This is a genomic window from Pseudomonas sp. ABa2 (assembly GCF_056676075.1).
Genome location: NZ_CM155239.1, coordinates 4143584 through 4155640, shown reverse-complemented (window position 1 = coordinate 4155640; position 12057 = coordinate 4143584). Strand labels below are relative to the sequence as shown.

General features: G+C 65.0%; 14 protein-coding genes. 8 read left to right on the top strand and 6 right to left on the bottom strand.

The window, feature by feature from the left end:
• Positions 1–6: 6 nt before the first annotated feature.
• A complete protein-coding gene (locus AC1G9C_RS20300; protein ID WP_480410425.1) occupies positions 7–909 on the bottom strand; it encodes a GlxA family transcriptional regulator in 903 nt (300 codons plus the stop codon).
• Between the two features lie 240 nt (positions 910–1149).
• On the opposite strand from AC1G9C_RS20300, the gene AC1G9C_RS20295 reads away from it, so the two are divergent.
• Complete coding sequence (locus AC1G9C_RS20295) at positions 1150–2289, top strand: acyl-CoA dehydrogenase family protein (protein ID WP_480408618.1); 1140 nt, start codon at positions 1150–1152, stop codon at positions 2287–2289.
• 57 nt (positions 2290–2346) lie between these two features.
• Here AC1G9C_RS20295 and AC1G9C_RS20290 read toward each other — a convergent pair whose 3' ends face one another.
• Positions 2347–3384 carry an NADP(H)-dependent aldo-keto reductase gene (locus tag AC1G9C_RS20290; RefSeq protein WP_480408617.1) on the bottom strand — a complete coding sequence of 346 codons (1038 nt, stop codon included), beginning with the start codon at positions 3382–3384 and terminating at the stop codon, positions 2347–2349.
• A gap of 280 nt (positions 3385–3664) precedes the next feature.
• Between AC1G9C_RS20290 and rplM the strand changes: the two genes are divergently transcribed.
• From rplM to AC1G9C_RS20255, 7 genes are all read left to right on the top strand, one after another.
• A complete protein-coding gene (gene rplM, locus AC1G9C_RS20285) occupies positions 3665–4093 on the top strand; it encodes a 50S ribosomal protein L13 (RefSeq protein WP_021442294.1) in 429 nt (142 codons plus the stop codon).
• A 14-nt stretch (positions 4094–4107) separates the two neighbouring features.
• Positions 4108–4500: a 30S ribosomal protein S9 gene (gene rpsI, locus AC1G9C_RS20280; protein WP_003242948.1), complete on the top strand. Its 393-nt coding sequence runs from the start codon at positions 4108–4110 to the stop codon at positions 4498–4500.
• A 253-nt stretch (positions 4501–4753) separates the two neighbouring features.
• Positions 4754–5347, top strand: coding sequence for a ubiquinol-cytochrome c reductase iron-sulfur subunit (petA, locus tag AC1G9C_RS20275; protein ID WP_031302693.1), 594 nt, complete (start codon positions 4754–4756; stop codon positions 5345–5347).
• Positions 5347–6558, top strand: coding sequence for a cytochrome b (locus AC1G9C_RS20270; RefSeq protein ID WP_021442292.1), 1212 nt, complete (start codon positions 5347–5349; stop codon positions 6556–6558). Before petA ends, AC1G9C_RS20270 begins: the two co-directional genes overlap by 1 nt.
• On the top strand, positions 6558–7337 hold the full coding sequence (locus AC1G9C_RS20265; RefSeq protein ID WP_021442291.1) for a cytochrome c1: 780 nt from the start codon (positions 6558–6560) through the stop codon (positions 7335–7337). The genes AC1G9C_RS20270 and AC1G9C_RS20265 overlap by 1 nt, the downstream gene beginning before the upstream one ends.
• A 167-nt stretch (positions 7338–7504) precedes the next feature.
• Positions 7505–8122 (top strand): glutathione S-transferase N-terminal domain-containing protein, encoded by a 618-nt coding sequence (locus AC1G9C_RS20260; RefSeq protein ID WP_021442290.1) that lies wholly within the window; start codon positions 7505–7507, stop codon positions 8120–8122.
• 13 nt (positions 8123–8135) lie between these two features.
• Positions 8136–8549 carry a ClpXP protease specificity-enhancing factor gene (locus tag AC1G9C_RS20255; RefSeq protein ID WP_397496085.1) on the top strand — a complete coding sequence of 138 codons (414 nt, stop codon included), beginning with the start codon at positions 8136–8138 and terminating at the stop codon, positions 8547–8549.
• Positions 8550–8670: 121 nt separating this feature from the next.
• Here the strand turns inward: AC1G9C_RS20255 and AC1G9C_RS20250 are convergent, their stop codons facing one another.
• The 4 genes from AC1G9C_RS20250 to AC1G9C_RS20235 are packed head-to-tail and all read right to left on the bottom strand — an operon-like array spanning position 8671 to position 11975.
• A complete protein-coding gene (locus AC1G9C_RS20250) occupies positions 8671–9204 on the bottom strand; it encodes a BON domain-containing protein (RefSeq protein WP_021442288.1) in 534 nt (177 codons plus the stop codon).
• Entirely contained in the window at positions 9201–9794 is a 594-nt protein-coding gene (locus AC1G9C_RS20245; RefSeq protein ID WP_021442287.1) for a phosphoheptose isomerase, read from the bottom strand. Before AC1G9C_RS20245 ends, AC1G9C_RS20250 begins: the two co-directional genes overlap by 4 nt.
• 25 nt (positions 9795–9819) lie before the next feature.
• The gene (locus tag AC1G9C_RS20240) at positions 9820–10170 is read right to left on the bottom strand and encodes a YraN family protein (RefSeq protein WP_021442286.1); all 351 of its coding nucleotides are present in this window, start codon (positions 10168–10170) and stop codon (positions 9820–9822) included.
• Positions 10167–11975, bottom strand: coding sequence for a penicillin-binding protein activator (locus tag AC1G9C_RS20235; protein ID WP_021442285.1), 1809 nt, complete (start codon positions 11973–11975; stop codon positions 10167–10169). Before AC1G9C_RS20235 ends, AC1G9C_RS20240 begins: the two co-directional genes overlap by 4 nt.
• Positions 11976–12057 lie beyond the last annotated feature (82 nt).

Below are 12057 nucleotides of genomic sequence, written 5' to 3'. Positions count from 1 at the left end.
GGCTGTTCAGTGGCTGTCCTTGTGCTGGAACTGGCGGCGGTACTGATTCGGCGACAGCTCGGTGTGCTGGCGGAACAGTCGGGCGAAGAAGCTGGCGTCGTCGTAACCGACCTCGTAGCTGATGGTCTTGATGCTCTTGCGGGTTGAGGACAGCAGGCTCTTGGCGGTTTCGATGCGCAGGCGCTGCAGGTAGTGCAGCGGCTTGTCGCCCGTCGCACCTTGGAACCGGCGCATGAAGTTGCGGATGCTCATGCCGTGCTCGCGGGCCACGTCCTCGAAACGGAACTTGTCGGCATAGTGCTCCTCCAGCCAGTGCTGGATCTGCAGCACGGTGACGTCCTGGTGCAGCTTCTGGCCGCCGAAGCCGATGCGCCCCGGGGTGTAGCTGCGCTGTACCTCGTAGAGAATGTCGCGTGCCACGCCCTGGGCCACGCCGGCGCCGCAATAACGCTCGATCAGGTAGATATAGAGGTCGCAGGCCGAGGTGACGCCGCCGGCGCAGTACAGGTTGTCGGCATCGGACAGGTGCTTGTCCTGGTTGAGCAGCACCCTGGGGAAGCGCTCGGCGAACTCGCGGAAGAAACGCCAGTAGGTGGTCGCCTCCTTGCCGTCGAGCAGGCCGGCCTCGGCCATCCAGAACACCCCGCTGGCTTCGCCGCAGATCGCCGTGCCGGCCGCGTGCTGGCGTTTGAGCCAGTCCAGCACCTGCGGATAGCGGCGGCTGAGGGCGTCGAAGTCGTCCCAGAAGGCCGGCAGGATGATCACGTCGCAGGCCTCCAGGCCACCGTCCACCGGCACCTGCACCTTGCTGAAGCTATTCACCGGCAGGCCGTCCGGGCTGGCCAGGTGGATCTCGAACGGTGGCTCATGGCCCAGGCCCTGCTGCTTGGCGTAACGGATGCCGGCCATATGGAAGAAGTCCTTGGCCTGCATCAGGGTGGAGGCGAATACGCCGTCGGTGGCGAGGATGCTGACGCGGCGCAGCGGGGCATTGGATTGGGTAGGCATAGATATTGTTCTTTTTAGGGCTAAGCGGTCATGCGACGGCTGGATCGTCTTATTTTTTGGCGCTTGTGTCCAGTGTGACCAAGCGTTTGCTTGGCTAAAGTCGAGGCCACTGTCCCCAAGGTCTCAGACACAGGTAGCGCCATGATCCCCAGAACGATTTTCAGCTCCGACCATGAACTGTTCCGCGACAGCGTGCGCAAGTTCCTCGAGCAGGAAGCGGTGCCTTTTCATGCACAGTGGGAAAAGGACGGTCATGTCGACCGCGCCCTGTGGAACAAGGCCGGCGAGGCCGGCATGCTCTGCTCGCACATCCCCGAGGAATACGGCGGCATGGCCGCAGACTTCCTCTACAGCGCCGTGGTGATCGAGGAGATCGGCCGCCTGGGCCTGACCGGCATCGGCTTCTCCCTGCATTCGGACATAGTCGCGCCCTACATCCTGCATTACGGCAGCGAGGTGCAGAAGCAGCATTACCTGCCCAAGCTGGTCAGCGGCGAACTGGTCACCGCCATCGCCATGACCGAGCCGGGCGCCGGCTCCGACCTGCAGGGGGTGAAGACCACCGCGGTGCTGGACGGCGACGAGTACGTGATCAACGGCTCGAAGACCTTTATCACCAACGGCTGGCTGGCCGACCTGGTCATCGTGGTGGCCAAGACCGATCCCAAGGCCGGGGCCAAGGGCACCAGTCTGTTCCTGGTGGAGGCGGGTACGCCGGGCTTCGCCAAGGGCAAGCGCCTGGAGAAGGTGGGCATGAAGGCGCAGGACACCTCCGAGCTGTTCTTCCAGGACGTGCGCGTCCCCAAGGAAAACCTGCTGGGGCAGGCCGGCATGGGCTTCGCCTACCTGATGCAGGAGCTGCCGCAGGAGCGCCTGACCGTCGGCGTCGGCGCCCTGGCCTCGGCCGAGGCGGCGCTGCAGTGGACGCTGGACTACACCCGCGAGCGCAAGGCGTTCGGCAAGGCGGTGGCGGACTTCCAGAACACCCGCTTCAAGCTGGCCGAGATGGCCACCGAGATCGAGGTCGGCCGGGTGTTCGTCGACCGCTGCCTGGAGCTGCATCTGCAGGGCAAGCTGGATGTGCCCACCGCGGCGATGCTCAAGTACTGGGGCACCGACCTGCAGTGCAAGGTGCTCGACGAGTGCGTGCAGCTGCACGGCGGCTACGGCTACATGTGGGAATACCCGGTGGCGCGCGCCTGGGCCGACGCGCGGGTGCAGCGCATCTACGCCGGCACCAACGAGATCATGAAGGAAATCATCGCCCGCTCGCTGGTCTGAGTGCGGTGATGGCAAGAAAAAGCCCGGCATTGCCGGGCTTTTTCGTTTGAGTCGGGATCAGGGCGCCGGGTTGGGCTGCGCCTTGTGGATCGCCTCGATGCCGGCCAGCACGTCCTCGGAGAGTCGTAGCTCGGCGCTGGCCAGGTTGCTGTCCAGTTGCGCCAGGCTGGTGGCGCCGATGATGTTGCTGGTGACGAAGGGCTGTGCGGTGACGAAGGCCAGGGCCATCTGCGCCGGATCCAGGCCGTGTGCACGGGCCAGGGCGACGTAACGCGAGCAGGCCGCCTCCGACTGCGGGTTGGTGTAGCGGGTGAAGCGGCTGAACAGGCTGATGCGCGCGCCGGCCGGCCGCGCGCCGCCCTCGTACTTGCCGCTGAGCATGCCGAAGGCCAGCGGCGAGTAGGCCAGCAGGCCGCACTGCTCGCGCATCGCCACCTCCGCCAGGCCCACCTCGAAGCTGCGGTTGAGCAGGTTGTAGGGGTTCTGGATCGACACCGCACGCGGCCAGCCGTGGCTCTCGGCCAGTTGCAGGAACTTCATGGTGCCCCAGGGCGTTTCGTTGGACAGGCCGATGTGGCGGATCTTGCCGGCCTTGACCTGCTCGTCGAGCACTTGCAGGGTTTCTTCCAGCGGCGTGAAGTCCGCTTCCTGATGCTGGTAGCCGAGCTGGCCGAAGAAGTTGGTCGGGCGTTCCGGCCAGTGCAGCTGGTAGAGGTCGATCCAGTCGGTCTGCAGGCGTTTCAGGCTTGCGTCCAGCGCCGCGACTATATTCGCGCGGTCGAATTTCAACTGGCCGCCGCGGATATGGCCGATGCCGTTGCCGGGGCCGGCGATCTTGCTCGCCAGAATCCAGTCGGCGCGGTCGCCCCGCTGCCTGAAGTAGCTGCCGATGATCTGTTCGGTGCGGCTGTAGGTCTCGGCGCGCGGCGGCACCGGGTACATCTCGGCGGTATCCATGAAATTGATGCCGCAGGCCTTGGCGCGCTCGATCTGGGCATGGCCCTCGGCCTCGCTGTTCTGTTCGCCCCAGGTCATGGTGCCCAGGCAGAGGGCGCTGACCCTGAGGTCGGTACGGCCCAGCTGACGGTATTCCATTGCTGACTCCTAGTTTTCGACTGCAGGTGAGAGGGTGCATCAAAGCAGGTTGCTATTTTCGCTGCAATCGGCATAATTCCGCGGCTCTCGACGCGGGAACGCCTAGCTCGCTGACAGAGAAGGTGGGGATGCCTAGCCCGCCGAACACCCCGCCGTAGCGGACGCGCTGACCCGAGCCCCCGATAGCGTCTGTTTCCGGCCGTCTTTGACTTGTCAAAGCAAGCACTATTCAGTAAGATCCGCCGTCTTATTTTCAGGGCGGCCCCTGAGGCTATAGCGAATGAAGACTTTTACTGCAAAACCGGAAACTGTTAAGCGCGACTGGTACGTCGTCGACGCTGCAGGTCAGACCCTGGGTCGTCTGGCCACCGAAATCGCCAGCCGTCTGCGCGGCAAGCACAAGCCCGAGTACACCCCGCACGTCGACACTGGCGATTACATCGTCGTGATCAACGCCGAGCAGGTGCGTGTCACCGGTGCCAAGACCAGCGACAAGATGTACTACTCCCACTCCGGTTTCCCGGGCGGCATCAAGTCGATCAACTTCGAGAAGCTGATCGCTCGTGCTCCTGAGCGCGTGATCGAGACCGCGGTCAAAGGCATGCTGCCGAAGAACCCGCTGGGTCGCGACATGTACCGTAAGCTGAAGGTGTACAAGGGTGCCGTCCACCCGCACACCGCTCAGCAGCCCCAAGAACTGAAGATTTAACGGAATAGTTCATTATGTCGGCGACTCAAAACTACGGCACTGGCCGTCGCAAGACCGCAACCGCGCGCGTATTCCTGCGTCCGGGCACCGGTAACATCTCCATCAACAACCGCAGCCTGGATACCTTCTTCGGCCGCGAGACCGCTCGCATGGTCGTGCGTCAGCCGCTGGAGCTGACCGAGACCACCGAGAAGTTCGACATCTACGTTACCGTTATCGGTGGCGGTGTCAGCGGTCAGGCCGGTGCCATCCGTCACGGCATCACCCGCGCCCTGATCGAGTACGACGAGACCCTGCGCAGCCCGCTGCGTAAAGCCGGTTACGTCACTCGCGACGCCCGTGAAGTCGAGCGTAAGAAAGTCGGTCTGCGCAAAGCGCGTAAGCGTCCGCAGTACTCCAAGCGTTAATTCGCTGGCGCTTTCGAAGACGCCCAGTTTCCTTTCGGAACTGGGCGTTTTTTATGGGCGCGACAAAACGCTGCGACAACGTGCCGCAGCCGCGCAAGCCGCGCGCGACAAGGCTTTCGCCGGACTGTTCGGGGGTAATTACCTTGTCAGAAAAGGGGCTTTTCTTTACCATTTGGCGAATTTTTTGCGCGGCCCGATTTTTACTTAGTAGAGGCCTGAACAACAGGCCACAAAGCTGATGGGAGACGACTGAATGAGCAATGACGGCGTGAATGCAGGCCGACGTCGCTTCCTGGTGGCAGCCACTTCCGTGGTGGGTGCTGCCGGAGCGGTAGGTGCTGCGACTCCGTTCGTGGGGTCATGGTTCCCCAGTGCCAAGGCCAAGGCGGCCGGGGCACCGGTGAAGGTGAACGTCAGCAAGATCGAGGCGGGTCAGCAGATGGTTGCTGAGTGGCGCGGTCAGCCGGTGTTCATCGTGCGCCGTACCGAGGAGATCCTGGCCAACCTGACCAAGATCGAAGGCGGCATGGCCGACCCCGAATCCGCTGCCTCGGTGCAGCCGGAGTACGTCGACAAGAAGACCCGTTCGATCAAGCCCGAGCTGCTGGTGCTGGTCGGCCTGTGCACCCACCTGGGCTGCGCACCGTCCTTCCGCCCGGAAGTGGCCCCGGCCGACCTCGGTCCGGATTGGGTCGGTGGCTATTTCTGCCCCTGCCACGGTTCGCGCTACGACCTCGCCGGCCGCGTCTACAAGGCTCAGCCCGCGCCGTTGAACCTGCCAGTGCCGCCGCACACCTACGAGACGGATGATGTGATCATCATCGGTGTGGACCAGGAGAACGCCTGATGAGCAAATTCATGGAATGGGTGGATGCGCGCTTCCCCGCCACCAAGATGTGGGAAGACCATCTGTCCAAGTACTACGCACCGAAGAACTTCAACTTCTTCTACTTCTTCGGCTCCCTGGCGCTGCTGGTGCTGGTCAACCAGATCGTCACCGGCATCTGGCTGACCATGAGCTTCGAGCCTTCGGCCGAGGGCGCCTTCGCCTCCGTCGAATACATCATGCGCGACGTCGAGTACGGCTGGATTCTGCGCTACCTGCACTCCACCGGCGCTTCGGCGTTCTTCGTGGTGGTCTACCTGCACATGTTCCGCGGTCTGCTCTACGGCTCCTACCAGAAGCCGCGCGAGCTGGTGTGGATCTTCGGCATGCTGATCTACCTGATGCTGATGGCCGAGGCCTTCATGGGCTACCTGCTGCCCTGGGGCCAGATGTCCTACTGGGGCGCCCAGGTGATCATCTCGCTGTTCGGCGCCATCCCGGTGATCGGCGACGACCTGACCCAGTGGATTCGCGGTGACTACCTGATTTCCGGCATCACCCTGAACCGCTTCTTCGCCCTGCACGTGATCGCCCTGCCGATCGTGATTCTCGGCCTGGTGGTGCTGCACATCCTGGCGCTGCACGAAGTCGGCTCGAACAATCCGGACGGCGTCGACATCAAGAAGAACAAGGACGAGAACGGTGTGCCGCTGGACGGCATCGCCTTCCACCCTTACTACACCGTGAAAGATATCGTCGGCGTGGTGGTGTTCCTCTTCGTGTTCTGCTTCGTGGTGTTCTTCTTCCCGGAAATGGGCGGTTACTTCCTCGAGAAGCCGAACTTCGAAGCGGCCAACCCGTTCAAGACCCCTGAGCATATCGCCCCGGTGTGGTACTTCACCCCCTACTACGCGATCCTCCGCGCGGTGCCGGACAAGCTGCTTGGCGTCATTGCCATGGGCGCGGCCATCGCGGTGCTGTTCGTCCTGCCGTGGCTCGACCGTAGCCCGGTCAAGTCCATGCGCTACAAGGGCTGGCTGAGCAAGATCTGGCTGGTGATCTTCTGCATTTCCTTCGTCATCCTCGGCGTACTGGGCGTGCTGTCGCCGACTCCGGGTCGTACCCTGCTGTCGCAGGTGTGCACCTTCCTGTACTTCGCGTACTTCATCCTGATGCCGTTCTACACCAGGATGGAGAAGACCAAACCGGTTCCGGAAAGGGTGACTGGCTGATGAAAAAGCTCTTCGCTGCATTTGTGATCGCTGCGCTGCCGGCCCTGGCCCTGGGCGCAGCCAGCAACTATCCGCTGGACAAAGTGGATATCGACCTGCGCGACAAGGCCGCCATGCAGGACGGCGCGCGCACCTTCGCCAACTACTGCATGGGCTGCCACTCGGCCCAGTACCAGCGTTACGAGCGCGTGGCCGACGACCTCGGCATTCCGCACGAGATCATGCTGGAGAACCTGGTGTTCACCGATGCCAAGATCGGCGACCACATGAAGATCGGCATGAAGCCGGACGACGCCAAGGCCTGGTTTGGTGCGGCGCCGCCCGACCTGACCCTGGTCGCCCGGGTACGCGGTAACGACTGGCTGTACACCTACCTGCGCACCTTCTACGCCGACCCGGCACGTCCGCTGGGCGCCAACAACAAGGTGTTCCCCAACGTCGGCATGCCCAACGTGCTGGTCGGTCTGCAGGGCAACCAGGTGATCGGCTGCAAGCAGGTGCAGGTGGTGGAGAACGGCAAGAAGCAGTTCGACCCGCTGACCGGCACCCCGATCACTCACGAAGCCTGCGACCAGCTGACCGTCGAGCCGAACAGCGGCAGCCTGAGCGAGGCCGAGTTCGACGAGAAGATCAAGAACCTGGTGACCTTCCTGGCCTACTCGGCCAACCCGGTCAAACTGGAGTCCCAGCGCATCGGCACCTACGTGCTGCTGTACCTGGCCTTCTTCTTCGTCTTCGCCTACCTGCTCAAGCGCGAATACTGGAAGGACGTGCACTAAGCCGCTTTACCCCTGCTGTCGACCTGCGCGCCCTATATGGGCGCGCAGGTTTTTGTGACCTGCCATCCCTGGCGGCTACCCCTGCGGGGCCGTCGCAAGCGACGTCAAAAATTGCTCCCGGCAATTTTTCCTGCTTCTGATAAATCCAAAACGCGAGGAGGATCGCCATGGCGGTGACCAATAGGTTGACCTGCTACTCCGACCCCGCCGACCACTATTCCCATCGCGTGCGTCTGGTGCTCGCCGAGAAAGGTGTCAGCGTCGAGATCGTCGATGTCGAGCTGGGCCGCTGTCCGCCCAAGCTGGCCGAACTCAATCCCTACGGCAGCGTGCCGACCCTGGTCGACCGCGACCTGGCGCTGTACGAATCGTCCGTGGTGATGGAATATCTGGATGAGCGTTACCCGCATCCGCCGCTGTTGCCGGTGTATCCGGTGGCGCGCGCCAACAGCCGCCTGCTGATGCACCGTATCCAGCGCGACTGGTGCGCCCTGGTCGACCGCATTCTCGACAAGCGCAGCAAGGAGGCCGAGCGCCAGCTGGCGCGCAAGGAGTTGCGCGAGAGCCTGACCGGCGTGTCGCCGCTGTTCGCCGACAAGCCGTTCTTTCTCAGTGACGAGTTGAGCCTGGTGGATTGCTGCCTGCTGCCGATTCTCTGGCGTTTGCCGCGGCTGGGGATCGAGTTGCCGCGACCGGCCAAGCCGCTGCTCGACTACATGGAACGGCAGTTCGCCCGCGAGGCCTTCCAGGCCAGTCTGTCCGCCGCCGAGCGCGAAATGCGCTGAGAAGGAGAAAACCATGAATTCCAGCCGTCCCTACCTGGTGCGCGCCCTGTACGAGTGGATAGTCGACAACGACTGCACCCCGCACCTGCTGGTCAATGCCGAATACCCCGGGGTGCAGGTGCCGCCGGGCTTCGCCAGCGACGGGCAGATCGTGCTCAACGCATCGCCCGGCGCGGTGCGACACCTGCATATGGACAATCAGGCGGTGAGCTTCGAGGGGCGCTTCGGCGGCGTGGCTCACAGCCTGTACATCCCGGCCGCGGCGATCCTGGCGATCTATGCGCGGGAGAACGGCCAGGGCATGGTCTTCGACATGGAACCACCGCAGGCGGACGACGAAGACGAGCAAGGTCCGGACGACGACGGCCCGTCCGGCGGCGAGCCGCCGCGGCCCAGCGGTCGGCCGAGCCTCAAGGTGGTCAAGTAGGGCTGCTGCAGGCCAGGGCAAGAAAAAGTTGCATGACAATAAAAACGGGCGCCAATGGGCGCCCGTTTTTACTTGCAGCTTGCGGGGGCGGCGGCCATCCGCCTTATGGTTTGCCGCTGCCTCAGTTGGTGTACTCGAACAGGCGCACCACCTTCTGCACCCCGGCCACGCCCTGCACCACGCGGGTGGCGGCGTTGGCTTCCTCGCGGGTCACCAGGCCGAGCAAGTAAACGATGCCGTTTTCGGTGACCACCTTGATCCGCGTGCTCGGCACCGTGGCGTCGGCGAGCATCTGGGTCTTGATCTTGGTGGTCAGCAGCGAGTCGTTGCTGCGCGCCAGCAGCGAGGCCGGTTGCTGCACCTGCAGCTCGTTATAGACCTTCTTCACCCCCTGCACGCGGCGCGCGGCCTGGGCAGCGGCGTCCTTCAGCTCGCTGCGCGGGGTCTGTCCGGCGAGCAGAATCACGCCGTTGTAGCTGGTGACGATGATCCGCGAGGTCGGGCTGGCCAGGTCGGCGTGGGCCTTGCTGACCTGGGTGGCGACATCCGGGCCGAGGAACTGGTCGTCGATCTTGTTGCCGATGCTGCGGCTGCCGCAGCCGGCCAGGCTCAGGGTAACGGCCAGAGCGGCCAGGATCAGGGCGGAACGCTTCATTCTTCACTCCCGAATAGTTGACTGTCGATCAGGTCGCAGAGGCAGTGGATGGCCAGCAGGTGGACCTCCTGGATGCGTGCGGTGACTTTGGCCGGCACGCGGATCTCCACGTCCTCGGGCAGCAGCAGCGAGGCCATGCCGCCGCCGTCGCGGCCGGTGAGGGCGACCACGGTCATCTCGCGGTCGTGGGCCGCCTGGATGGCCTGGATCACGTTGGCCGAGTTGCCGCTGGTGGAGATGGCCAGCAGCACGTCGCCGGGCTGGCCGAGGGCGCGGATCTGCTTGGAGAACACCTCGTTGTAGCTGTAGTCGTTGGCGATCGAGGTGATGGTCGAGCTGTCGGTGGTCAGGGCGATGGCCGGCAGGCTGGGGCGCTCGCGCTCGAAGCGGTTGAGCAGCTCGGAGGAGAAGTGCTGAGCATCGCCGGCCGAGCCGCCGTTGCCGCAGGAGAGAATCTTGCCCTCGTTGAGCAGGGCCTGAACCATCACCAGGCTGGCGTGCTCGATGTAGGGAACCAGGACTTCCATGGCCTGTTGCTTGGTGTCGATGCTGGCTTGGAACAGCTGGCGGATTCGGGATTGCATGTCCATCGGTTAAACCTTGAGTGTGCGGCCGTCAGGCGTCGAAGGCGTTCTTGATCCAGTCGAGGCCGGGGCCGCCGATGGCGACCACGTCGAAGCGGCAGGGGTGGCGGGCCCAGCGAGACTGCTGCTGGAGGAAGAGCTCGGCGGCCATGATCAACTTGCCGCGCTTGCGCGCATCGATACTCTCCAGGGCGCCGCCCCAGGCGCTGTGACGGCGGGCGCGGACTTCGACGAATACTACTGTATCGCCGTCGAGCATGACCAGATCGAGCTCGCCGCGGCGACAGCTCCAGTTCCGTTCGATCAAGCGCAGGCCGTTACGTTCCAGATGCTCTCGGGCTGCCTGTTCGGCGGCCCGGCCGAGCTCGTTGTGGGCACTCAATTGAGCGCGTCGGGAAGGCGCTGGACCTGGCCGCCGCGGAACTCGGCCCAGGGCAACTGGCGTTCGATGCGCTGCGCCGGGTTGAGGCTGAGGCTGCCGGACAGGCCGTCGATGCGCGACTCCGGCAGGGCCTTGAGCTGGCCCAGGCGCGGCGCCAGGCGGTAGGCGTCGACGCCCATGGCGTACAGCCGGCCGAGGCTGCCGGCGGCCTGCGGCCACTGACCGCTGACCTGCTGGCGCAGCGGATCCTGCGCGTCCAGCAGCCAGGGCGTCTCGCAGAAGCGGATGCCTTCCAGGTCCTGGTACTGCGCCTGGCTGTGGGCGCCGGTGAACAGGTGCGAGGTGGCGTACACCGGTACGTCGCCGGCGTACTGGAAGGCCAGGGTCGGCTTGATCTGCTGCGCCTGTTGCGGGGTGGCGGCGAGGAAGATGAAGTCGATGTCCTGGCGCCGCGCCGGCTGGGCGTCGAGGTTGGTGCCCAGGGTGTTCTGCAGGCGACGGGCGCGGGCCTCGCTTTCACGCAGCTGGAACAGGTCGGCGATCTGCCGGGCCAGTTCCACCGGCTGGTCGACGTGTTCGGCGGCGATCAGGCTGCCGCCCTGGGCCTGCCAGCTCTGGCGGAAGGCTTCCAGCACGCGGTCGCCCCAGTCGCCGCGCGGCACCAGGGCCACGGCGCGGCGCATGCCATCGTCCCAGGCGCGACGGGCCACTTCGCGGGCCTCGTCCTCGGCGGCCAGGCCGAACTGGAACAGCTGGGCCGGGCCTTCCTGGCCGGCGTCGCTGTAGTTCAGCGCCAGGGTGGTGATCGGCAGCTGCTCGCGCTCGCTGAGCTGCTTGACCAGCGGCTTCTCCAGCGGGCCGACCACCAGTTGCACGCCGTCGGCCTGGGCCTGCTGGTAGAAGGCGTCCAGCGAGCCGATGCGGGCGCTGTCGTAGAGTTGGATCTGCGGCGGGTTCTGGCCGGCCTGCTGGGCTTCGTAATGGGCGGCGAGGAAGCCGTCGCGCAGGGCGCGGGCGACGCTGGCCAGTTGGCCTTCCTGGGGCAGCAGCAGGGCGATGCGGGTCAGCGGCTGGCTGGCCAGCTCGCGCAGCTTGCCCAGCGCCTCGGGCAGCTGTTCGGCGGCCGGGTGTTGCGGGTTCTGCGCGACCCATTGGTCGATGGCGGCTTGCTGCTGCTCCAGGGTGGCGCCGGCCTTGGTCACGCGCGCCAGTTCCAGCCAGCCGGCCAGGTCGCTGTCGGCGCCGGCCGAGGTCTGCGGCGGCAGGGTGGAAACCAGGGCCCAGATGCTTTCATGGTTGTCGTGGGCGGCCTGGCCGCTGAGCAGCGGGGCGATGAACACCCGCTCGCGGGCGGCTGCCAGGGCCTGGCCGTCGGCTTCCAGGGCGCGGGCGCGGACCAGTTGGGTACGGATCTGCTGCTCCACCGGCAGCTCGGCCAGGCGCTCCAGGCTGGGATGTTGCAGGGCCTGCAGGGCGCTCTTGGGCTGCTGGCGGGCCAGCGCCAGTTCGGCGTCCAGGGTGCTGGCGAAGATCTGCTGGGCTGGCGCCAGGGCGGCCAGGTCGATCTGTTCGCGGATGCGCGCGGCGCGGGCGATGTCCTTCTGCTGATAGGCCTGGTCGGCGGCGGACAGGCGCAGCAGGGCGGCCTGCTCCGGCTTGCTTTCGGCGGCCTGCTGGAGCATCTGCTCGATGCTGGCCTGTGGGGTGCGCGGCAGCTGACCCAGGGTGTTGGAGGGCGAGCTGGCGCAGGCGGCGAGCAGGCCGGCCAGGCAAAGGACGGAAAGGGGGCGCAGGCTAGCGATCATCGGGGCATCCTGGTGCTTGAGCGAATCAGGCGGCGATTGTACCCAAGCCCTGCAGTCGGTGCGATGTTGCCGGGGTGGAAGC